Below are 21,281 nucleotides of genomic sequence, written 5' to 3'. Positions count from 1 at the left end.
TGCATGTATTAGGCACGCCGCCAGCGTTCGTCCTGAGCCAGGATCAAACTCTCCATTAAAGACCAACCGAAGTTGGTCTATAGAAAGAGCGATTAGCTCATGTCGAAACTGACGAGATAAAATATCTCTAGTTTGATTTTGCGAACAAAATCATTTACTCACTCGTTGTTCAGTTTTCAAAGATCAAACTTCATTCTTTCTTACTTTGTTTCACCACCGCGTCTCAGCGGCGACTTAAATAATGTAACACACAACCTCATTTTTCGTCAAGCATTTTTTAAAAATTTATTTTCTTGCTTGATGCAACACCTTTTATCCTGCTTTAGACAGTTCTAAATTATTCATGTTGCTTAATGGGGCGAGTTATAACTTAGCACATATTTTGCATACTCGTCAAGCTAAAATAATCATTTGTTTATTTTCATTTCCTGTAAATTCTAAATCGCGCAAGAAAAAAGGAAGAATAGATCGTTTATCGACCTTTCTTCCTGATTAATTAACCTCCGCTCATCAAAGAAGGGAGTAGCGCAGTTCACGATTTTGTCCGCGATCCCTAAATTCCCCGATGGCTGATTCTCTAATAAGTGAACGATAAACCAGTTTACGGAGCACGACGGTTAGATCTAATTGTAGATTTTTTAACTCAGGATGATTCATAAGTTCATCTATAGACCAAGGTTCCCGTCTGCTGCCTAATATACGGAATAGCGGAGAGGAGCAGTTCTCCATTTTTGACATGACTGAAAATTCACAAGCAAGCAGTACCAGTTCAACCCGTTGCTCCAGAGTCTCCGTACTTAATGTGAGCTCGTTATACAGCTTCTCAATTGTTCGATCCAGCGGCTGCATCTGAACCCATAAGTGAACCTTCGGATAAATCCCACGTTCAATGAGTTCAATAGACGCCCAATGATCCAGTGCCTTCAGGACACTTTGATAAGCGTCAATGATTCGCCCTTCTCGCACTGCTTTTTTACCTTGAACGTAATTGACCAGAAAGCGCGAGAACTCATGAAATCGCTTCTGCTCCCGCAGTGGATCGTCAAATTCAATAATTTCCTGTCTTAAAAGACGTACCCTGTCATCCCGTTCCCAGACAATACGACCTTCTAGCACATAATCTATAATGTTGGCTTGTTCACCTGCGATAATCCAACCCTTCAGACAACTAAGCGTTGTGTACAACACTTGGCATTTTAATCCATTAATATATAAGTGTTGAATAGATCGAACTGGCTCCCGGCCTTCTCCAATAATTAGAATGAGTTCATCAAAGTCGTACAACATTGAACCATGAAAATATTCTCCTGGCTTTCTGTACGAAATAACACCTATTGAATCTTCCTGCAACAATTCATCATGCATCAGGTTTAATTTGGTTAGCTGCACTTCACCCTCCATACCTGCAAGGCGGCTATAACCGCTAAATTGGATATTTGGATACATGTGATCATTTCTACATAAATAAGAGACTTCCTTCTTCAATTGTATTATTTTTTATTTTATTTAATTATTTCTTTCAGTGTTATCCAAGCGTTTTTATCTGCAAAGCTTCGACTCCACACACCAATTCCACCCAAGTTCAGTGATTGGGCAAGTTCTACTCTTGCTTTCAGGGATATCTGATCCTCTAGCCAAATCTTTTTGACCACACCGTCTTCGGTATACTCCACATAATTCTGACCTTCGGAAGCTCTAAATTTGGGTTTCAACTTAAATTGGGCTACGATTTCCGCCGCTGACTCCATACCAATTGATTTGGAGGTGACCTTAATCTTCCCTTCTTTGGGAGTCTCGGACCAAACACGAGTATATAACGGAATACCTAAAATCACTTTTTGAGGCGGCACTTCGTCTTCCTGAAGAATGCGCTTAATTGACGCTTCTGTCCATGGTAACGAGGCGACCGAACCGGCTTTTGGACTAGCTGCCCAATGCTCATCATACGCCATTACCATGAGATAATCAGTAATCGCACCCAATGATTTTCGATCCAAGAAGGCAGACCACATCTCACTTTGAGATTTAGGCGTAACATCAATGGACAGTATCAAATCATGTTCCCGAGCCATCGGTTTAAGTTCCCGTAAAAATTGGGTGACATCGGGACCATCTTTTGTATGAACATTTTCAAAGTCAATATTAATACCGTCCAGATCATTTTCTTGGGCAAGTGAAATCATCTTATCTACAATCGACTTTCGACGTTCAAAGGTAGATAGTGCCTCTGTTGTTATTTCGGGATTAAAGCTGTTGCTCAACAAGCCCCATACCTCTATCCCCTTACGATGTGCCCAGCTGACATATGCAGGGTCCGCCTTGCTTTCTACAGTACCCTCATGATCAACGACGCTGAACCATGTAGGGCTCACCACATTTACTCCAGGCATAGGATCAAATTTGGAAGGATCCGGCCTACGATTATAGACGGCTTCCCAAGCGAGATTCACAGGTTTACCCTGCCAATGCTTCTCCGAGATTGACAAATCGTCCTTAACCGAAGGTATCACAAGTTCTTCTCCTTCAGAGATACAGTCTGACTTAATGTATCCTGCATAACCATTGTCTAACTGCACAAAATACCAATCGCCCTGTTGAGACCAAATGCGTACTTTCGTCTGCTGTGATACATCTGCCAAAATAAAGGATAGACTAGAGGCTTCTTTACGCAAAGCTATCCTAGCATCCTGTTGCCCATCTTTCTTTTCTACACTACCTAGCCTGACCTTCTCTCCGGCTTTCATCAGAATGACGGCACCTGTTACAGGGTCTTCGTGGATGGATATACCATATACTTCACGTACAGCCTCAATGGGGACATACACCTCTCCACTGATTATCTGAGGAGCAGCGCTAGACGTATATGTTTTACCATTCAGTTCGCCTTGTGTCTTTGAAACATTCATATGGAGCAAGCTTTGTCTCGTTGTCATAATGACGGTTTGGCTGTCATCCTCATAACGAATTGTAGGGTCTATTTGACCTTGTATCAATTTAAGCGGCATCAGCATGTTCTTACCGGAGCTTTGAGCTTCATATCCGGTCAACTTGCCCTTCATAAAAATAGGTCGGACACTCCCCTGCCAATCGGGTTTCTCGTGAAGAGGATTACCGTACCATACGACAGTAATTGCACATATAATCGCTGCGATTAATAGCAGGCTTGCCGCTCCTTTGAATCGAGAACGTTTACGGCGGCGTCTGGAATGATTTCTGGCCAATATGGAACCTCCATTTTAAGAAATTTTGATTTCTGTATTTTGTAACTTTAACAGATTACTTGAAACAAAAAACAAAGTGATTCAAATAAAAAAACGCGGTAAATCCCCACTTATGGGGAATTCCTCACGTTTCCAATCCATTACAATATATACATACCGCACAAAAAACTTCTATTCCTTGTTTCGTTACGATTGTTTGTTACTACAAGCCTTGCATACTCCGTGTAACTCCATACGATGTCCATGCACCTCGAAGCCAGTTTCCAACGCGGCATGGCGTTCCACATCTGCCAAATACGGATAACTGAAATCTTCAATCTTTCCGCATTTTTCGCAAATGATGTGATAGTGCTCCGAAATATTGGCATCATAACGACTGGCGTTATCTCCATAGGTCAACTCATGTACCATACCCGCTTCTATAAACATCTTTAAGTTATTATAAACCGTAGCCACACTCATACTTGGAAACTTGGACTCAAGCGCACGATATATTTCATCTGCAGTCGGATGCCCCATAGATTCCATTAAATAGTTTAATATGGCATGGCGCTGGGGTGTTATGCGTACACCTGTCTTCTTCAGAAGTTCCAAAGCATGCTGGACGCGTGCTGCCATATATGTCCACCGCCTTATCCCTTACTTGCAATCCTATCAATTACCACGCATCTATTTACAATTCACTTCTAAAGCTATTCACATTGTACGGTCTACTCAAGATTCTTGTCAACGCGCCGTATTGTCCCTGGATGTTCCTATAGAAGTATCGTTCACAGGAACTTCAGTCTCATCTGGAGAAATTCCAGTTGCATCAGGCACAGTCGATCCCCCAGAATCATCCAAGTCAGGTAACGACGGCATCAGCAACTTTTTAATGGTTAAATTGCTGTTACCCTCTACGCTAATCACATATTTGCCATCTCCGTTTTGGCCTGAAATGCTTTTACTGTCTATTTTAAACGGAAAATCAGACTGAAGATTACCATAACTGCTTGAACCCTCTAACTGAAAATCTCCATTCGATGGAAGATCCAATACGATATCACCGACAGCACTGTATATTTTCCAATCTCCACCTACCTGCTCGCTATGCACTTTGATAGCGCCATTAAGCGAATTTGCATTCAGCTTGGCTGTAGAATTCAGCACATTCATGTCACCATTCTGAGTATCAACGGTGATATCCCCTTCCGAACGAGCGACCTGAATGTCACCTACCATGGTGTGGAGTGACACGGCCCCTTCAATATCCCCTGCCTGCATATCTCCACGGTTCGTGCGTACATCCACATCTCCGGAAATCCGATGCAATTTAATTTGTCCGTTCAGGGTGCCTCCTTTGACATTGCCAATAGCGTCATTAACTGTGAGATTCCCATTACCGCTCTCAAGCCGGATGCTGTCGATAGCGTCAACTCCATTCAAGGTGATATTCCCGTTGGAGGTTCTAATCTGCATGTTGAACCGCCGATCCTCTGGTACGGTGATCAACATGTTCATACGAGGCTGACGTTTACTTGATGCTCCGTATGACTGTACCTCTGGACGAATCTGGATGGTCTTGCCGTCGGTAGAAGTCAGTGAAGAAGCTTGAGCAATCTTGTCCGCTTCGGCAGCAGGCGCTTGATCCACCCATAGAGTCCCACGTACCTCTATATTGGATACCGGCCGTCTGATCAGTGTTATATCTCCATTCACTGAATCAACTACTAAATCGGACGTCTGCATAGTTACCGGTACCAGCACACCGCCCATATCATACCGATTCTCTTTAGCCTGGCTAAAATCCATAGAGGCCGATGTCAGATTGAGACTAACCCGGTTCCACAGGTACATATAATGGTTTTGCTGGGTCACGATAAAAACCGAAGCAGCCACTACCAAAGCGGACAGAATCCCCTTTAAGTCAGGTCTAAAACGTCGTCCGTTGTCAGGCTTGCCCTCTTTGCGATAATACACACCAAAAAAAATCAGATACTCCAGTCCCCAAAGTACAAAAATTACAGGCCACCACACAAGGAGCTGAAGCATATATTCCGTGTTCTGAAGCACATCTACAATCAGCAAAATGCCTACAGCCATCAACAGAAGCGAAGAGGTGTAGCGGCCGACTCTTATTTTGCGGTGCACGCCTGCTTCACCCTCTTTCTTTCAACTTTTTACGTTTAAAGGATAGAAAGGCTTCCCTTAGAAAAAGGAATAAACCGATCATCATTAATATAATGGCCAGCGTCAGAAATCCATAATCTTCGAAGAAAATGCTTAACCAGCGAGGTTTCATGCGGAACAGAATCATAAGTCCACCGCCTGCCACCAGTAGCACTGCAAAAGCAAAACCTCTTTCCCATGCATAAAAAGGACTGCTTTGCTGACCTCTAGCATCCATTCGTGCATATTGATCCGGCTTGCGCCGATAACGAACCATGTAATCCGCTGACTGTAGTACATCATATACATTATAAAAATATAATACGGGTATGAACAATCCAAGCAAAATAAGTAATGGGATGTTAATCCTCAATCCATCTGAGGAAACATACAGCATCGCAAAAATATCTAGCAGGAGCAATACAATAAATGTAAGTCCCCTAATAAACAATCCTAAGAAAAGATGTCCCATTCCTGGTATCAGTGCTGCCATGATAATAGCAATTACTTTGCGAAATTTAGCGTATTGCAGACGTCCTCGCTGTTTCTGTCCATGTGGCTGCCCAGGCTGTCCAGACGGTAACGGTTGTTCCGAGTTCATGCCATCCTCCCCTTTGAATTCCATACGTAGCTCCGCTGAAAAATGCTTTGATGGTTACATAGTACCCCAATCAGATTTGATAGTAACTGTAAAAAAAGGGTTATGGTCACTCAACGGAGACTGCAGCTATATCTTCCCATTGTCGTAAATCAGCTGCAATACGTACCGCATTAAAGTCATGTCGGGCCAGCACCTCCAGGGAAACCTCCATACTCTGACGATCCGGATGCAATTCATGAAATGGAACATGCTCATGTTCTTTAATCATAATTTTACGTATTTCCACTTTTTCTTGCTCTAAATAAGTCGAAATTTGATCGAGCAATCCGTGAGAGGACAATCCGTACAGTGTAATAAGATGAGGCTTGCGTCCACGCATATACCGAAGTTCTAATTTGTTGAACACCCATAAATTTAAAAATACGAGCACCGTTGCTGCTATAGAAGGTAAATAGAAGCCTGCTCCCACCCCAAGGCCAATGGCAGCTACGACCCAAATGGAAGCAGCCGTCGTGAGTCCAGTAATGGATTTACCTGTGAACATAATTGTACCTGCCCCCAAAAAGCCTACGCCAGTAATCACCGCCGTAGCCAAACGAGCTGGATCTATACGCACATTAGCTTCTTTAATAAAATCAGCAAAGCCGTAAATGGAGAGCAGCATAATCAGCGTCGAACCAAGACTGACCATAATGTGAGTCCGCAAACCAGCAGCGTGATTGGAACGTTCTCGCTCAAAGCCAATGAATCCACCGAGTAGCATGGACAGTAATAGCCGTAAAATGATATGTGAATCATCTATAATCCACGGATTATTCATTCGAGTCTCTCCTCCCGGTTGTGTCGTGCTTCCTTGTCCGGGCACGCGGTTTGTGAGTATTATTCCACGTTATGCAAATGGTAGGTGGTTAATTCCACACCTGGGGCCACTTCTGCCGCGGAAACGGGTCGAAAACCATGTTTTCGATAAAGTGTCACTGCAGGAGTGTTTAAAGTTCCTGTGGTGACGATAAACAGCGGGACATTCTGATATTCATTCAAAACATGCTTCATTAAGGAGTCCGCAATCCCTTTGCGAAAATGATATGGATGAACCATCATACGTGTAAGGGTAAGCGAACCAGACGATTCAGACTGCACAGCTAGCGCTCCTAGCAGTTCATCATCCTCCAACCACCCATAAAAAGACTCTCCACAGCTTCTAAGTGTCTCCAATGTATCCATCAGTGGAGGAATCTCATCAAATCCAATCAGCTCAGCTTCCAGTCTATAAGCGACGTGCTGAAGACGCCATATCTGACTGACAATATCATCATCTTCCAATGAACATAGGGTAACCATGCTGTTTGCCCTCCTAAGGAAACTATAATATGTCATTACGATTCTGATACTTGTTCGATGCCCATACGTTCTCTGCAATTATGCAAAAGAGGCCTGTCCCTAAAAGACAAGCCCCTTTCATAACTATGCCATTAACGGTTCAACACTTCCGTCAGCAACTTATTAGCAAGGCCAGGGTTTGCCTTCCCCTTGCTCTCCTTCATCACTTGACCGACTAGGAAGCCGATGGCCTTTTGCTTGCCAGCTTTGTAATCCTCAACTGATTGCGGGTTAGCTGCTACAACTTGTTCGACAATTGTAAGGATCGCACCCTCATCACTGATTTGTACAAGCCCTTTTTCTTCGACAATTTGCTGTGGCAGTTTATCACTTTCCAGCATTTCCTTGAAGACCGTTTTAGCGATTTTGCTATTGATCGTTCCCTTCTCCAGCAGTCCGATCATTTCACCCAAGCCCCGACCGGTCAATTTAACCTGCGACAGTTCCACACCGGCGCTGTTCAAATAACCGAGTAGATCCCCCATAATCCAGTTGGATACTACTTTGGCATCCTTGGTGAACTGAAGGCTATCCTCGAACAAATCAGCCAATGGTTTGGAGGACGTAATTACCTGTGCATCATACTCAGGTAATCCATATTCCGAAGTGTAACGTGTTTTGCGCTGGTCGGGTAATTCAGGAATCGAAGCACGGATACGTTCTTTCCACTCCTCATCAATATGCAGTGTAACGAGATCCGGGTCCGGGAAGTAACGATAGTCGTGCGCCTGTTCCTTACCACGCATGGACAGGGTTTTACCCTGTGCCTCATCCCAGCGACGTGTTTCCTGTACGATCGTTCCACCTTCGTCCAGGGTCTGTTCTTGCCGGAACTGCTCATATTCCAGTCCGCGCTGTACACCACGGAAGGAGTTCATGTTTTTCAGTTCCGCTTTGGTTCCCAGCTCTTTTTGACCATGCGGACGAAGACTGATATTGGCATCGCAACGAAGCGAGCCTTCCTCCATCTTCACATCGGATACGTCACAATACTGCATAATGGCACGTATTTTTTCCAGATAAGCCTTGGCTTCTTCCGGCGAAGATATATCCGGCTCCGAAACGATTTCAACCAATGGTGTGCCGACCCGGTTAAAATCAACCAAAGACGCATAGCCACCATCAACATGGGTTAATTTCCCCGCATCCTCTTCCAGATGCAACCGGGTAATACCGATACGCTTGGTTTCACCGTTCACTTCAATATCAATCCAGCCGTTCTCGCCGATCGGCTGGTCATATTGCGAAATTTGGTAAGCCTTCGGTGAATCGGGGTAGAAATAGTTTTTGCGGTCAAACTTGCTCACATCAGCAATGGTGCAATTGAGCGCCATTGCCGCTTTCATCGCATAATCAACGGCTTGACGATTCAATACAGGCAATACTCCAGGATGTCCAAGACAGACCGGACATGTATGAGAGTTTGGCGGCGCTCCGAAGGATGTCGAGCATCCACAAAATATTTTGGACTTCGTATGCAATTCCACATGGACTTCAAGTCCAATGACCGTCTCATACTTCGATGTAGTTGTAGACATGAATAGGTTCCCTCCTTTTTGCCAAATTACAGCTGCGGACGCTGCTTGTGAAATTCAGTATTTTGTTCGAATGCATGCGCTACGCGCAGTACAGAAGACTCGTCAAAGGCTTTCCCGATAATTTGTAGTCCGACTGGCATTCCATCTGCAAGACCACAAGGAATACTGATCGCCGGCACGCCAGCTAAACTCACCGGAATCGTCAAAATATCGTTCAAATACATCGTCAACGGGTCGTCCACTTGGGAGCCGATTTTGAAAGCGGTAGTCGGTGCAGTAGGTCCGATAATCACATCATATTGTTCAAATACACGATCAAAATCCTGTTTGATCAGTGTGCGCACTTTTTGAGCTTTCAAATAATAAGCATCGTAGTACCCGGAGCTGAGTGCATAGGTACCGAGCATAATCCGACGCTTCACCTCAGGACCAAACCCTTGCGTACGGGACTGATGGTACAGATCAAGCAGGTTATCTGGATTGTCAGCGCGCACACCATAGCGCACACCGTCAAAGCGGGCCAGATTGGACGATGCTTCGGATGAAGCCAGCAGGTAGTATGTCGCAACCGCATATTCCGTGTGTGGAAGAGATACCTCTTCCCATACAGCGCCCAATCCTTCCAGTGTTTTCAGTGCATCAAGCACCTTTTCCTTGACCTGTGGGTCTACGCCTTCACCAAGATACTCTTTAGGTACAGCGATACGAAGACCTTTTACATCTCCGGTTAAAGCGTTCAAATAATCAGGAATGTCTACCTTCGCAGAGGTGGAGTCCTTCTGGTCATAGCCTGCAATGGCTTGCAGGACATAGGCCGAATCCTGAACATTTTTTGTAATCGGACCGATTTGGTCTAAAGATGAAGCAAAGGCCACCAGTCCAAAACGGGATACCAGACCATAGGTTGGTTTTAGGCCAACTACGCCGCAATAAGAAGCGGGCTGGCGAATGGAGCCGCCTGTATCGGAACCGAGCGTGAAATAAGCTTCACCCGCCGCAACAGCTGCAGCCGAGCCGCCACTGGAACCGCCGGGAACACGTTCTAAATCCCAAGGGTTACGTGCGGGGAAAAAGCTGGAGTTCTCGTTAGAACCACCCATAGCGAATTCGTCCATGTTCATTTTACCAAGTGTCACGGTTTGCGCTGCGCGTAACTTGCCAACCACTGTGGCATCGTAAACGGGATCAAAATTTTTCAAAAACTGACTGCCACATGTTGTGCGTAGCCCTTCCGTCACGATATTATCCTTAATACCAACCGGCAGGCCAAACAACAATCCTCTTTCCTCTCCGGAAATCAGCTGATCATCCAGCTGACGTGCGGATGCCCGGGCCTGTTCCTCGTCAACGGTAATATAGGCTCTGATCTTGTCTTCCCGCGCATCAATTGTCTCCAGAGCGTGCCCCACCAGATCACTCACGGAAATTTCCTTTTGATGCAGCTTGTTATGTATTTCCGGCAATGTGTTATTAAACAAGCTCAATTTGCATCCTCCTTTCAAATGTGAAATCTATTCCAGAACAGCAGGAACTTTAAACTGTCCATCTTCTTCTTCAGGTGCATTACGCATCACTTGCTCATGCGTCAAACTTTCGCGAACTTCGTCGTCCCGCATGACATTGCTGACGTGCAGCACATGAGTGGTCGGTTTTACCTGCTCCGTATCCAGCTCATTCAGCTTCTCCGCATAATGGAGAATGGCGTTTAATTGCCCTGTCATCGTTTCTTCCTCATTCTCGGTCAAATTCAACCGGGACAGCCTGGCTACGTGACGGACATCTTCCTTGGAAATGTTCATTCAAAACCCTCCTCATGTATATATAAAAATCCAATAAGCGACTGGAATCGGATTTTGCAAAATCCTGGTATCAAAAATGTTACACCGAACTTTGAAATAACGTTTTTAATTATAGGATAGAACCCTATACAATTCAATCTTTGACGCGGTACAGAAGCAGACTGTACATTAATGAGGTAAATGTTACTAAAAGAATATAAAAAAAGCACCTTTCGGTGCTCTTTCAAGAAAACTATAGCAGCTGAAATCGTGCCCATTATATATTGTTAAAAAGAGTCGGCAACAGCCGATTCCTATATCCAAGCACGCAAATTGACTTGTCTGATAAAATCAGCCTGTGACAACAACTCCGCCGCGGTTTCTTCTTCCTCAGTCTCTACCGAATCAATACCACCGTTCATCACATGCATGAACAGTTGCTCATTATGGGTAGCAAGGGCATAATCTATCAGCGCTTCACGCTCAATCCGCTCGGCTTCCAGCTTGAGAATACTCTCTTCCAGCTCGATGTCTCCGGATGGTACAAAAAAATTGCGGTTCACCTTCGGTACGCGAATGACATAGTCAAAAGCATTGTCCGCATTACGGTCGTAAGCAATGATATAACCATGTTCGCCCACAGGAAGATTCTGCTCAAAAGCATCCGCGACGATCATAATTCTAGCTCCTAAATGATGCATCGTTAGCCCCCCCGTTTGTCTGAACTTATCTGCTAAGTCTACTAAAAAAAAGGTAGCTTGTCTATATCATCTATGTATCTTCATAATCGATCGTCTCCACGTCCAAATCTATGCTCATTAAGCCGTATATGCCAGTTTTGCGTAAGGGTTCCGCCCCGCCGTTTTACCTTTTTCCAAGTTATGATCTTCGGCTCGGAACCTACCACAACATCTTCAATATCTACTATTTCGGAAAGACGGAAACTGCCTTCGTTCTCACGTTGTACACCATATATATGTTTTCTTTTCATTCTTGCTCCCCCTTGTGATCTGATGGCCTCATGCCTCTTTATCCTCTTAATGGGCAAAAAAAAGAACGCAAACCGGGATTCATCCACAGCTTGCGTGCTTCGCGAGTTTAGTATGTAACTTTAATAAATTTATGTTAACAAAAATAAAAACCTTTGTCTATACATAATTTATATTTTGTTGTCGAATTGAGGCAAAACCTGTCACTTCTTTGATTTTGCCTCAATTAATTAACGTTTATCAAATTTACCGAATATACGGATTGTTAGCTTTCTCATAACCAATGGATGTTTTGGGTCCGTGACCAGGATAAACTGTAACGTCATCTCCAAGCGGAAACAACTTATTCTGAATGGAATCATACAAGTCGCGTTCCCGACCACCAGTCAGATCTGTGCGTCCGACGCCCTGACGGAATAGCACATCCCCTGAGAAAAGATCTTTGCCACACAAGAAGCTAACACTTCCGGGTGAATGCCCCGGTGTATGGAGCACCTTGAACGTGTGTCCGATTAGTTTTAATTGCTGACCTTCCGCCAAATCATATTCGGCAGGTCCTGTCGAGATCGGTGGAGATGCCTCTGGCCACATCAGGGAGCCATTCAGCTTAGGAGATGTGAGCCAGTCTTGCTCCAAAGCGTGCAGATACACCGGGCATCCTTTCGCATTGCGAATCTCCTCCACCCCTCCAATATGGTCAAAATGGGCATGAGTCAGCAGAATAGCTTCAATGGTTAGAGACTCAATCGCTCTCAGCAAAGGACCCGGATTCATTCCTGGATCAATAATAACGGCGCGCTGTGGATCATCCCCTTGAAGCAAATAAGCATTTGTTTGAAGTGGACCCAGATTAAAGCTGCGAATTGATAAGGTCATAAGTTAAAATCCCGAGATCAGCTCGCGTAATTCCTGAACAATCACAGGATGGACCTCGGTTCCCTCCCCATATTTTTCAGCCATTTCTTTGCGAGCTACTGCAATTTTTTCTTGATAGTCATCGGCTTCCCGATCTGGATTTTCACGTTTGAATTCGATCATAATTTGTTGGACATGTGCAGGGCGTGGTCCCCAGTGGCCAAGTACATGACCTCCTGTATCCGCAAAAATCACAATCGGCACAGCACGTCCGCCCATTGTCAGGAAGTCGTCCATCAGCGCCTGATGATTTTCTAGAATCAATACTTCGGTTGGAATACCGCTATTCTCCAGCGCGCGGAACACAACTGGCACATTGCGTACGACATCCCCACACCAGTCGGCAGCCAAAATAAGCACACGCAGATCATCACGATGGTTCAGGCTTTCAAAAAACTCCCGATCCTCTTCGCTGCTCCACACAAACTGATCGTATCCAGAGCGGAAGGCTTCCTTGTTCTTTTCCATGCCCTCCATAAATTGTTCAGGACTCAAGCCCTTGCCGAAATATTGCGATACGTTAGTACGGCTCATGTTATACACTTCCTTTTTTGTTTTTGGCTACAATCCATTTGATAACAAAATAAATGATCAAGAGCGCAAGAGCAACCAGCAAAATGGGTTTGATATAAGGTGCCGCCACTTCGTCAATTTGCTCCCACTTGTCTCCCAGCAGCATACCTAAATATATAAACAAAACAGACCAAGGTATAATCGCCAGCGTCGTCAAAATAATAAAGCGCCATACGTTCATTCGAGCCAACCCGGCAGGGATTGAGATCGCGTGACGAACAACAGGGATAAAGCGAGCTGTAAAAATGACCCCTGTGCCATATTTATTGAACCAGGCTTCAGCGTGGTCAACATGACTTTTTTTGATGAGTATGTATTTACCATACTTATCTAATACGGGTCTGCCGCCATAGCGTCCGATCCAGTAAATAAACAGCTGGGCCAGCACCCCGCCAATCGTTCCAAACACGACTGCGCCAAAAAAATTAATATGACCCGAGGACACTAAAAAACCGCCATAAGCGAGGACAATTTCACTTGGAATGACCTCCACCATCAAGCCTAGCATAATACCAAAATACCCAAGACTGCGAATGATCTCAAACAAATAATTAATGATACTAGATATATGGTCCATTTTTCCTTCCCACTCCCTGCCTGTTTCTCTATTTTCATTAGTGTATCACAGCGGCAGAACAAGTCGCCACTTCGCTCCATTAGGGCGGTCAGTGACCCCAGCTCCTGTGCCCGCATAAGTTGTGAGAGAGAGGAGGGGGTACAATATGCCTCCCGGCAAATTCCCCAAACATGACAATCCACAATCCCGTTTACCCACGGCTCGTGGTATCCGCCGCGCATGCAGCAAAGAGCTGTACCGAACCTGCAAACGTCTGCCTGTTCACATTGCTCCTGATCTGGTCAAGCAGGGCGAGGAGCTATATTGCCGCAAGGTCGTCGGCCACCTCATCTGGATTGCGGAAAACCATAGTAATCGCAAACTACTGTGCGACTGGTGGGACGAAGATGTCAGCGAGGAGCTCGCGGCATTGTGGAAGGTGGACCGTGATGTCTTGTGCACCGCTTTTAGAAGTGCCTATGGCGGTTAGATGTTTGCGTACAGCAACCATGAACTGTAAACTACAAAAAAGTGGAGCCACCCTGCGGTGGCTCCACTTTTTTGCTATATTCTTAGCTGTGTGTCTGCTGCTGTCCCGCCCCTTCGGGAAGCAAATCCGCACAGGCACGTTCCAAATAAGGATCAGCATGTATAAAATCCCGAAATGCTGTATACTCACGCCACAGAACGGACCGTTCTCCCGCTTGGCCTTTGACAGCACGAATCAGAATATTTTTAGGCGTATGCTCCATGTCGATAAATTCCAAGAGCTGTGTCCGATACCCCATCATATCCAGCAGCTTGGCCCGGAGTCCATCCGTTGCCAGTGCAGAAAAACGCTCTTTTAAAATGCCATGGGAGAGCAAAGGCTCCAATACCGGATTTTCCAGTTGGCTAAACAGCTCATGCTGGCAGCACGGAACTGATAAAATGACAGACGCTCCCCAGCGGACAGCCTTTTCCAGCGCTGCATCTGTTGCTGTATCGCATGCATGCAAGGTAACGACCATATCCACTTGCTCCAGTTCATTGTAGTCTGCGATATCTCCGACCAGAAACTCCAACTGTCGATATTGCAGCTTTTGAGCCAGAAGATTACAGGTTTCAATGACATCTGCCTTCAAGTCCAAACCGACAATCTGCAAAGGTCGTTTTTGCTGTACTGCCAAATAATGATATAAGGCAAAGGTCAAATACGACTTGCCGCAGCCAAAATCTACAATCGTCAATGGACGGCCTACCGGAAGGCTGGGCAATACATCCTGCACCATTTCGAGAAAACGGTTGATTTGACGGAATTTATCGTATTTGCGGGCCAGTACCTTACCGTCCTCATTCATAATCCCCAGCTCAATCAGGAAAGGAATACGCTCTCCTTCCTCAAGCACATATTGCTTTTTGCGATTATGAGACAGATCGGCTTTACTTTTGCTCGGTGACTTTGTCAGAATGGATACTTTATATTTTTTACTGATTAGCACCTGGTAGTCTGCATCCTTGGCACATAGAAGCCCTTGGCGGAATGTGTCCTCAAACAAGGCAGTCATGCGCTCATTAGCTTCGTCAGGGGTCAGATTTTCATGAATGACTTTGTTGCTGTAATGAAAGGCAAACTGGTAATGCAGTTTGTTTTTCAATTCCACAGGTTTGATTTGTACTTTAGTAAAAGAAGCATCCTCACGTTTGCGCAGCTGACTCAGCGTTGCTGTTATGAGGGATCCTCCCGTGGTCAATTGGTATACAAGTTCGCGCAGTGAATCCAAAAGGTACATCTCACTTTCTTTCATGTAATTGGGTGATCTCGGACAAACCCTCGATGATTTCCTGGCGTGAAATTCCACCCCGTTCTAGCTCTGCATCGGTCTTATCCAGTAACTGACTGTAAAATGTCTCTGCTTCTGATCTCAGCTCCGGCTGCTCCCATGCCAATCCAAACCAGACATCTGCGGCTTGGTCCAGCCTGTTTTCCCGCTCATAATGAACAGCTAACAGCTTGCTGGTTTCCGGAGAGAGTTCATATTCATGAAGCAGTTTTACGATACACGCTATTCGTTCAGGCAGGACCTGTAGATCACGAGTCGCGCCATTCAGATCGCTGTACAAATATAAATGAAGAGATTTCATTAAAATTCGTATGCCCTCGTCTAATCTGCTGGTCTCCATGTATATAACAGCTTCTTCTTCCAGAATGCGAGCCACTTGCTGAAGCTCATCCGCTTCCATCCCAGGGCCCATTCGGAAAAGCTCAATAATTTGTTCCGGCGGCAATCGTCTGAGCAAATCTGAACGAAGGCGAAACTGCTTGTTAAGTAGTTCATCTAGTTGTTTTAGCGCTTCAACGTGTTTATTTTCACGCCTCAGACCGAGCACCGATGCCACTGCTGATGTCAATTCTTTCATCATGCTAAGCAAATAATCTTTTCTAAGCAAGCCGTTCCCTTCCTTTCATCCTGATGCCTAGAGACCCAGCAACCCTGTCCCTTCTGATTGTAAGACATCCTTGTCTAAAAGCCAAATGCCGCCGACATGGCGTAAACTCATTTAGCACAATTACAAATCATTTATAGCATCAATGATCCGGCACTCAGAAAATCACGTATAACACGTAACATTCGGGTAGCACAGTGTTTTGTAGCCGATCATGTAACCAACTTCAAATACAAGTATTCGAAATTTTGATATTGATTCTCCGTTAGTCTCATGTTATTTTTGTTTCATAAGAAACAAAAATAATCTTTTTAACATATTAATTCGCGAAATAAAATATAATATTTATTTTCTCGAGAAACAAAATTATGAGTTAATATTTTACGGGAAGGATGTTGAAGTATGGGAAAACAATTTAGTTCGATACTACCGGAATATAAGGAGTTCATACAGCGGCAGCATATTTTCTTTGTAGGATCAGCACCTGTATCTGAGACGGGGCATGTGAATATTTCCCCCAAGGGCTACGATTCTTTTCGTATATTGTCAGATCATAAGGTAGCCTATCTCGACTTGTCGGGAAGTGGCAACGAGACAAGTGCGCACATTATAGAGAACGGACGGGTAACCATCATGTTCTGTGCATTTGAAGGCGAGCCCTGTGTATTAAGGCTCTTTGGTACTGGCACAGTCGTGTTGCCCAATACAAAGCGTTGGAATGAGCTCTATCCTCTCTTCAATCCACTGCCTGGAGCAAGACAAATCATTGTTGTTGATGTTCATATGGTGCAACATTCATGTGGTTTTGCAGTTCCCTTCATGACTTACACGAGCGAACGGGAAAAGCTGAAGGACGTGGCGATTCAGATGGGCGAAGAAGCACTTAAAAAGTATGCATACGGGAAGAATTTAGAGAGTATTGACGGTTTGCCGACGGCGTTTGCCTTGAACAAAAACAATATGACTTAGGCATTTTGCACATTAACCAATAGGAAGCAACAAGTCAGCAAAAAACCGGATCCCCTCTAATACCACATCAGAAGGTTCCGGTTTCTAGACTTACCTTACTCTACTTTTTCAAGTTCTGGTCTAAAAATGACAAGATGGCATTCGCTAATAACTGCGGTGCTTCGATCAAGCTCATGTGTCCAGACTGCGGTAGAGTAACCTGGGTTACCCCGGTTCGATCTGTTGTAAACGTCCGTGCTGGAGGAACCGTCTGATCCTGCTCCCCTGCTACTAAAAGAGCTGGCAATGCAGAAGCCGACAGCACATCCCGACGGTCCGGGCGCTCGCGCATAGCCAGTGATGCTCCTACGGCTCCTTGAGGAGGTGTTTTGTAGCCAATTTCTTTGACTTTGAGTAGTTGGTTTGGCATCGACTCCACATGTTCAGGAGCAAACAACCCCGGTACGAGTCCATCTACAAAGGTTGTAATTCCTTCCGTTTGAATGGTGGATACAGCCTTGTTCCGCTTTTCTTTACCTTCGTCCGTATCTGCATAAGCCGTCGAATGAATCAATCCAAAGGCCGTAAGACGCTCTGCATGTCTCTGGGCCGCGGAAAGGGCCAAGTAGCCTCCTAGGGAGTGACCAAACCATGCAGCCTGAGGAATGTCCAATTGTTCCTGAAGTTTAAGCACATCGTCTGCCATTTGATCAATCGTATAGGCTCCGAGTGGAGCATCGCTGCGTCCGTGTCCACGCAAGTCTGGAACAATACAACGATAGCTTGGGGATAGCAAGGGAACAACCTCATCCCAATAGGAGGAGCTTCCGCAAAATCCGTGCAATAGAATGATCGGATCTCCTTTTCCTTGTTCGGCATAGCAAATCGTCGTTCCTTCGCATAATACCTTTTCCATGTGGAACCCTTCTTTCTCTGTATATAATCTATTCGTTCTGAATATATTAGTAAGTAGAACGTGCTGATGTATATTATTAAGCAGACCATCAATATCTGAAACGGTAACCCGCTGGAAAATCTTGCGAAGCTGTTTTAAAGCCAAATTCACAAGCCGCTGCATCTGCAATATATGCAGCCATCGTCATGACCAGGTGAAGCGACGTCATCTGGAGTGTCCAGTACGGTTTGGCACTGCGCTCATTCACAATCGCTGCAACGCTATAATGCCCGACAGACGGCAGAGACAGACCAACCGATCGCGCAGGGGTTAGCGGTTCGCGGGCAACAAGGAACATTCCCGTTGAGCCATGCTGTCCAAGACAAGCATCTATGGCGATCACATGATGATCTTGGGGAATACGCTCCAAGTATGAAACCAGATGATCCGCATCACAAGGCTCCGTCATTGTGCCAATCACATTCGGAAAGCCTTGCTCCTTGAGCATGGTGCCTACCAGTGGCCCGAGTGAGTCACCCGACGAGCGATCTGTACCGATACATACAAAAGTCAACTTATCCATAGCATGCTGATGTTGAATTTCTCGGAAAAACGGTGCGAGTCCGTCGCGATCTGTTTTCTCTACATTAGTAGGTTCTAAGGGTGAGCGACCGGATGTAGAAGCTCGATTATACAAAGACAACTTTGTCCATCCTCCTTCATTCAGTTGTATATCGGTAATCTGGCTATCAGTACATTCTACAACAAAAACATGATACAATACAGGCAACTTCCCCTGTTATGAAAGGATGGAACATTAACGATGGATTTGTCTGTACCGTCTCATGCCAACATTGAGTATATGATTGAGGGCATTAAAACCAAGCTTCGTATGGCGAGTGGTGCTGCTATGCAGGCTTCCGCTTTCTCGCTAGAGCAATACGAGGACATCCATGATGTCTACGATATGGTGATCAGCAAGCCTAACCTCAGCATTTCAGAGGTTGAAGCCATTGTCTCCGAACTGGGTAGATTGCGTAAGTCCTCCTAAACCAGCTTGTAGGACAGACAGCTTGGCTATTTTAAGTTTGTCACCATAAATAAAGCTCGTATCTCCAGTCGTCTTAACAGACGCACAAGGGATACGAGCTTTATTTTTTCGATGTATATACGTATTTTCATACACTTCTTCCTTTACCCATGGACACTTCAAGGCAAATCTACTAATACCAGTTCAGATATTTCCTCATTCCCTGTAGCTAGTATCTTTAATGTACAGCTTTTTTGAATTCGCGCGGCATCACCAGGTCTTAACTGAAATTCCCCATCCTGACACGTAACTTCGACATGACCGCTAATGATATAAATGTGAGTACGGCGCTCTTCTTGCTGCGGATATTCAAGCTGCTGTCCCTTTTCCAATCTACTCAGATACAGATTTATATCCTGTGCAATGGATAGCGCTCCCTCCACCTCTGAACCAGACACTACAGGCTGAAGTCGATTTAGGCGTTCACTATGCTTGAATCTTTGTACCTGATAAGAAGGCTGAAGGCCAGGACTCTCAGGTAGAAACCACATTTGCAAAAAGCGAACCGGTTTTTCATCCCCAGGATTTCGCTCCTCATGTTCAATCCCGGTGCCTGCACTCATAACCTGGATCGAGCCGCTTTTCAGATCCTGTTCGTGGCCCAAGCTGTCGCTATGATGCAGAAGACCTTCAATTACATAGGTAACGATTTCCAAATCATGATGCGGATGTCTTTTGAACCCTTGCTGCGGTTTAAGCTCATTATCATTATGGGCCAGCATACATCCAAAATGGGCATTGCTCGGATCTTCATAATCTGCAAACGAAAGCTAAACTCACTATGAATCCATCCTTTATTTGAGGTATGTCTCTCTGCTGATGTCACTATTTTAATCATCCTTAACACCTCCATGGATTTCAGTTCCGTAAAGCAGCCCTTACTTCGTGATTCCTAATCCACTTCCGGCCCTGGCATTACAAACGCTGTAATACGATCCCTTTACCCCGCACTTATATGCGTCAATCAGCCTATTGTCTCTGTCTGATTTTGCTCTCCAGTTCATTTTTCGTTAAGTTAATAGTACACAAAATCAATCTATCACAGCCATAAGGAGGCGATTTACTACATATGCTATCCCATGAACCTCAACGATTCCGATTCTTACCAAGCTATTTGCGTCGCAGTCTATCCGCATCTATGATCATGATCGCTGTCTTACTTCTCATTGCCTATTCAGTAAGATGGATTGGCACAGCTCCTTTTCTATATTGGGATGAGCGCATTCAAGATATTGTTTTTCCAGACACAGCTGCTACTCATTACCAACTGCTACCCGTCGCCATCTTCATTACATCGTTAGGCTCATTCCGCATATCATTACTGATAGCAATCGGTACCGCAATCTTGTGCTGGGTCTATCTCCGTTCAAAAGCGTACTCCTTTGCCATCCTAAGCAGCTTTACCGCGATGTGGGTGCTAAATACGATCATAAAAGAATTTTTACAACGGGAACGCCCGTCTCTTCAACATTTGGTGGAAGCGGGGGGTTACAGTTTCCCCAGCGGTCATGCGATGATTTCCATGGGATTTTACGGAATGATATTTGCCATTTGGGCTATAGAACGAATGGTTCATAAGCGAACATTCTTCCTTCCGTGTGTTCTTGGTGCATTGCTCATTCTCTTGATTGGCCTCAGCCGTGTATATTTAGGAGTTCATTTTCCTACCGACATTGTAGGCGGCTATATTGCAGGTATGATCTGGCTGGTATTTACCATTCCCGTGGTCTATTGGCAAGCGCGTCTGTGGCCTTCCTCCCCTTCATCTCTCCCCCGTCCATAAGCGCTCTAAGATGGCTTTTTGTTTCACTCACGGTCACAACGTTTATATACGAAGTAAGCAAGGCGAAGAAATAACGAAAGCTCAGAGATTCATCAAAAACATTATCGTTGTGTGAACTCAAGATAAAGGAGGCGATCCTTGTGTGGGGAATTGTCCTAAGTATTGTAATGGCTATTATTATCGGATTGATTGGCGATGCACTAGCTGGTCATGAAATGCCTGGCGGCATTGCGGGCTCTATGATTGCTGGATTTGTAGGAGCTTGGCTCGGTGCCATGATTCTAGGAGACTGGGGCCCAGTCATCGGAGATTTTGCAGTCATTCCAGCCATACTTGGAACCGCATTGTTCGTGTTCTTGCTCGGACTTGTGTCCAAACTATTAAGAAGGGCTACCTAACATTTATATATATTTTTTATTCTATAAAAGGAGTGATATAT

At 45.0% G+C, this 21,281-nt stretch carries 25 protein-coding genes and 1 rRNA gene; 5 read left to right on the top strand and 21 right to left on the bottom strand.

Annotated features, from left to right (window positions below; translation table 11 throughout):
• The 16 genes from KSP24_RS18360 to uptA form a co-directional block, all read right to left on the bottom strand.
• Positions 1-59, bottom strand: a 16S ribosomal RNA gene (locus tag KSP24_RS18360); the annotation flags it as partial.
• Positions 60-510: 451 nt separating this feature from the next.
• A complete protein-coding gene (locus KSP24_RS18355) occupies positions 511-1,446 on the bottom strand; it encodes a nucleotidyltransferase-like protein (protein ID WP_058712417.1) in 936 nt (311 codons plus the stop codon).
• A 56-nt stretch (positions 1,447-1,502) separates the two neighbouring features.
• Positions 1,503-3,221, bottom strand: a complete 1,719-nt coding sequence (locus KSP24_RS18350) for a glycosyl hydrolase family 18 protein (RefSeq protein WP_216976157.1) — start codon at positions 3,219-3,221, stop codon at positions 1,503-1,505.
• A 186-nt stretch (positions 3,222-3,407) separates the two neighbouring features.
• Positions 3,408-3,839 (bottom strand): Fur family transcriptional regulator, encoded by a 432-nt coding sequence (locus KSP24_RS18345; RefSeq protein WP_013373015.1) that lies wholly within the window; start codon positions 3,837-3,839, stop codon positions 3,408-3,410.
• 108 nt (positions 3,840-3,947) lie between these two features.
• Complete coding sequence (locus tag KSP24_RS18340; protein ID WP_216976155.1) at positions 3,948-5,351, bottom strand: DUF4097 family beta strand repeat-containing protein; 1,404 nt, start codon at positions 5,349-5,351, stop codon at positions 3,948-3,950.
• Positions 5,352-5,358: 7 nt separating this feature from the next.
• Positions 5,359-5,994 carry a hypothetical protein gene (locus KSP24_RS18335; RefSeq protein WP_025675442.1) on the bottom strand — a complete coding sequence of 212 codons (636 nt, stop codon included), beginning with the start codon at positions 5,992-5,994 and terminating at the stop codon, positions 5,359-5,361.
• A gap of 82 nt (positions 5,995-6,076) precedes the next feature.
• Positions 6,077-6,790 carry an MgtC/SapB family protein gene (locus KSP24_RS18330; protein ID WP_025675440.1) on the bottom strand — a complete coding sequence of 238 codons (714 nt, stop codon included), beginning with the start codon at positions 6,788-6,790 and terminating at the stop codon, positions 6,077-6,079.
• Between the two features lie 59 nt (positions 6,791-6,849).
• Positions 6,850-7,311, bottom strand: a complete 462-nt coding sequence (locus KSP24_RS18325) for a GNAT family N-acetyltransferase (RefSeq protein WP_216976153.1) — start codon at positions 7,309-7,311, stop codon at positions 6,850-6,852.
• 131 nt (positions 7,312-7,442) lie between these two features.
• Positions 7,443-8,888, bottom strand: a complete 1,446-nt coding sequence (gene gatB / locus KSP24_RS18320) for an Asp-tRNA(Asn)/Glu-tRNA(Gln) amidotransferase subunit GatB (protein WP_216976151.1) — start codon at positions 8,886-8,888, stop codon at positions 7,443-7,445.
• A 26-nt stretch (positions 8,889-8,914) separates the two neighbouring features.
• A complete protein-coding gene (gatA, locus tag KSP24_RS18315) occupies positions 8,915-10,372 on the bottom strand; it encodes an Asp-tRNA(Asn)/Glu-tRNA(Gln) amidotransferase subunit GatA (RefSeq protein ID WP_025675437.1) in 1,458 nt (485 codons plus the stop codon).
• Positions 10,373-10,399: 27 nt separating this feature from the next.
• Positions 10,400-10,687: an Asp-tRNA(Asn)/Glu-tRNA(Gln) amidotransferase subunit GatC gene (gene gatC, locus KSP24_RS18310; RefSeq protein WP_013373022.1), complete on the bottom strand. Its 288-nt coding sequence runs from the start codon at positions 10,685-10,687 to the stop codon at positions 10,400-10,402.
• Between the two features lie 293 nt (positions 10,688-10,980).
• Complete coding sequence (locus KSP24_RS18305) at positions 10,981-11,367, bottom strand: hypothetical protein (protein WP_025675434.1); 387 nt, start codon at positions 11,365-11,367, stop codon at positions 10,981-10,983.
• An 80-nt stretch (positions 11,368-11,447) separates the two neighbouring features.
• Positions 11,448-11,657: a hypothetical protein gene (locus KSP24_RS18300; protein ID WP_025675432.1), complete on the bottom strand. Its 210-nt coding sequence runs from the start codon at positions 11,655-11,657 to the stop codon at positions 11,448-11,450.
• Between the two features lie 244 nt (positions 11,658-11,901).
• Complete coding sequence (locus KSP24_RS18295; protein ID WP_013373025.1) at positions 11,902-12,531, bottom strand: MBL fold metallo-hydrolase; 630 nt, start codon at positions 12,529-12,531, stop codon at positions 11,902-11,904.
• Positions 12,532-12,534: 3 nt separating this feature from the next.
• Positions 12,535-13,104 carry a thioredoxin family protein gene (locus tag KSP24_RS18290; RefSeq protein WP_013373026.1) on the bottom strand — a complete coding sequence of 190 codons (570 nt, stop codon included), beginning with the start codon at positions 13,102-13,104 and terminating at the stop codon, positions 12,535-12,537.
• 1 nt (position 13,105) lies between these two features.
• Complete coding sequence (gene uptA, locus KSP24_RS18285) at positions 13,106-13,720, bottom strand: undecaprenyl phosphate transporter UptA (protein ID WP_013373027.1); 615 nt, start codon at positions 13,718-13,720, stop codon at positions 13,106-13,108.
• A 145-nt stretch (positions 13,721-13,865) separates the two neighbouring features.
• Here uptA and KSP24_RS18280 point away from each other — a divergent pair, with 145 nt between their 5' ends.
• Positions 13,866-14,189 carry a hypothetical protein gene (locus KSP24_RS18280; protein ID WP_013373028.1) on the top strand — a complete coding sequence of 108 codons (324 nt, stop codon included), beginning with the start codon at positions 13,866-13,868 and terminating at the stop codon, positions 14,187-14,189.
• A gap of 82 nt (positions 14,190-14,271) precedes the next feature.
• Here KSP24_RS18280 and KSP24_RS18275 read toward each other — a convergent pair whose 3' ends face one another.
• Positions 14,272-15,486: a class I SAM-dependent methyltransferase gene (locus tag KSP24_RS18275; RefSeq protein ID WP_040102893.1), complete on the bottom strand. Its 1,215-nt coding sequence runs from the start codon at positions 15,484-15,486 to the stop codon at positions 14,272-14,274.
• Positions 15,473-16,129 carry a DUF6483 family protein gene (locus KSP24_RS18270; protein WP_216976149.1) on the bottom strand — a complete coding sequence of 219 codons (657 nt, stop codon included), beginning with the start codon at positions 16,127-16,129 and terminating at the stop codon, positions 15,473-15,475. Before KSP24_RS18270 ends, KSP24_RS18275 begins: the two co-directional genes overlap by 14 nt.
• A gap of 399 nt (positions 16,130-16,528) precedes the next feature.
• On the opposite strand from KSP24_RS18270, the gene KSP24_RS18265 reads away from it, so the two are divergent.
• Positions 16,529-17,095 carry a pyridoxamine 5'-phosphate oxidase family protein gene (locus KSP24_RS18265; RefSeq protein ID WP_216976147.1) on the top strand — a complete coding sequence of 189 codons (567 nt, stop codon included), beginning with the start codon at positions 16,529-16,531 and terminating at the stop codon, positions 17,093-17,095.
• Positions 17,096-17,195: 100 nt separating this feature from the next.
• Here KSP24_RS18265 and KSP24_RS18260 read toward each other — a convergent pair whose 3' ends face one another.
• The gene (locus KSP24_RS18260) at positions 17,196-17,990 is read right to left on the bottom strand and encodes an alpha/beta fold hydrolase (protein WP_216976145.1); all 795 of its coding nucleotides are present in this window, start codon (positions 17,988-17,990) and stop codon (positions 17,196-17,198) included.
• 88 nt (positions 17,991-18,078) lie between these two features.
• A complete protein-coding gene (gene yyaC, locus KSP24_RS18255; protein WP_049789364.1) occupies positions 18,079-18,672 on the bottom strand; it encodes a spore protease YyaC in 594 nt (197 codons plus the stop codon).
• A 120-nt stretch (positions 18,673-18,792) separates the two neighbouring features.
• On the opposite strand from yyaC, the gene KSP24_RS18250 reads away from it, so the two are divergent.
• Entirely contained in the window at positions 18,793-19,020 is a 228-nt protein-coding gene (locus KSP24_RS18250; protein ID WP_013373034.1) for a DUF1128 domain-containing protein, read from the top strand.
• Between the two features lie 158 nt (positions 19,021-19,178).
• On the opposite strand, the gene KSP24_RS18245 is transcribed toward KSP24_RS18250, so the two are convergent.
• The gene (locus KSP24_RS18245) at positions 19,179-19,781 is read right to left on the bottom strand and encodes a pirin family protein (RefSeq protein WP_254207873.1); all 603 of its coding nucleotides are present in this window, start codon (positions 19,779-19,781) and stop codon (positions 19,179-19,181) included.
• A gap of 347 nt (positions 19,782-20,128) precedes the next feature.
• Here KSP24_RS18245 and KSP24_RS18240 point away from each other — a divergent pair, with 347 nt between their 5' ends.
• Positions 20,129-20,842 (top strand): phosphatase PAP2 family protein, encoded by a 714-nt coding sequence (locus KSP24_RS18240; RefSeq protein WP_064963537.1) that lies wholly within the window; start codon positions 20,129-20,131, stop codon positions 20,840-20,842.
• Positions 20,843-20,982: 140 nt separating this feature from the next.
• On the top strand, positions 20,983-21,240 hold the full coding sequence (locus tag KSP24_RS18235) for a GlsB/YeaQ/YmgE family stress response membrane protein (RefSeq protein ID WP_039276219.1): 258 nt from the start codon (positions 20,983-20,985) through the stop codon (positions 21,238-21,240).
• The last annotated feature ends 41 nt before the right edge of the window (positions 21,241-21,281 follow it).

The organism is Paenibacillus sp. AK121 (assembly GCF_019042715.1).
Classification (GTDB): domain Bacteria; phylum Bacillota; class Bacilli; order Paenibacillales; family Paenibacillaceae; genus Paenibacillus; species Paenibacillus polymyxa_C.
This window is presented reverse-complemented; position numbering and strand designations above follow the sequence as displayed.

What these genes read in the sequence shown, in the direction of transcription:
- uptA (WP_013373027.1), bottom strand. Translation starts at nt 13,720, where the DNA reads ATGGACCATATATCTAGTATCATTAATTATTTGTTTGAGATCATTCGC.
- KSP24_RS18330 (WP_025675440.1), bottom strand. Translation starts at nt 6,790, where the DNA reads ATGAATAATCCGTGGATTATAGATGATTCACATATCATTTTACGGCTA.
- KSP24_RS18305 (WP_025675434.1), bottom strand. Translation starts at nt 11,367, where the DNA reads ATGCATCATTTAGGAGCTAGAATTATGATCGTCGCGGATGCTTTTGAG.
- KSP24_RS18300 (WP_025675432.1), bottom strand. Translation starts at nt 11,657, where the DNA reads ATGAAAAGAAAACATATATATGGTGTACAACGTGAGAACGAAGGCAGT.
- KSP24_RS18290 (WP_013373026.1), bottom strand. Translation starts at nt 13,104, where the DNA reads ATGAGCCGTACTAACGTATCGCAATATTTCGGCAAGGGCTTGAGTCCT.
- KSP24_RS18260 (WP_216976145.1), bottom strand. Translation starts at nt 17,990, where the DNA reads ATGGAAAAGGTATTATGCGAAGGAACGACGATTTGCTATGCCGAACAA.
- KSP24_RS18325 (WP_216976153.1), bottom strand. Translation starts at nt 7,311, where the DNA reads ATGGTTACCCTATGTTCATTGGAAGATGATGATATTGTCAGTCAGATA.
- KSP24_RS18335 (WP_025675442.1), bottom strand. Translation starts at nt 5,994, where the DNA reads ATGGAATTCAAAGGGGAGGATGGCATGAACTCGGAACAACCGTTACCG.
- KSP24_RS18345 (WP_013373015.1), bottom strand. Translation starts at nt 3,839, where the DNA reads ATGGCAGCACGCGTCCAGCATGCTTTGGAACTTCTGAAGAAGACAGGT.
- KSP24_RS18265 (WP_216976147.1), top strand. Translation starts at nt 16,529, where the DNA reads ATGGGAAAACAATTTAGTTCGATACTACCGGAATATAAGGAGTTCATA.
- KSP24_RS18275 (WP_040102893.1), bottom strand. Translation starts at nt 15,486, where the DNA reads ATGAAAGAAAGTGAGATGTACCTTTTGGATTCACTGCGCGAACTTGTA.
- gatB (WP_216976151.1), bottom strand. Translation starts at nt 8,888, where the DNA reads ATGTCTACAACTACATCGAAGTATGAGACGGTCATTGGACTTGAAGTC.
- KSP24_RS18240 (WP_064963537.1), top strand. Translation starts at nt 20,129, where the DNA reads ATGCTATCCCATGAACCTCAACGATTCCGATTCTTACCAAGCTATTTG.
- KSP24_RS18355 (WP_058712417.1), bottom strand. Translation starts at nt 1,446, where the DNA reads ATGTATCCAAATATCCAATTTAGCGGTTATAGCCGCCTTGCAGGTATG.
- KSP24_RS18295 (WP_013373025.1), bottom strand. Translation starts at nt 12,531, where the DNA reads ATGACCTTATCAATTCGCAGCTTTAATCTGGGTCCACTTCAAACAAAT.
- KSP24_RS18250 (WP_013373034.1), top strand. Translation starts at nt 18,793, where the DNA reads ATGGATTTGTCTGTACCGTCTCATGCCAACATTGAGTATATGATTGAG.
- gatC (WP_013373022.1), bottom strand. Translation starts at nt 10,687, where the DNA reads ATGAACATTTCCAAGGAAGATGTCCGTCACGTAGCCAGGCTGTCCCGG.
- KSP24_RS18280 (WP_013373028.1), top strand. Translation starts at nt 13,866, where the DNA reads ATGCCTCCCGGCAAATTCCCCAAACATGACAATCCACAATCCCGTTTA.
- KSP24_RS18245 (WP_254207873.1), bottom strand. Translation starts at nt 19,781, where the DNA reads ATGCTGGCCCATAATGATAATGAGCTTAAACCGCAGCAAGGGTTCAAA.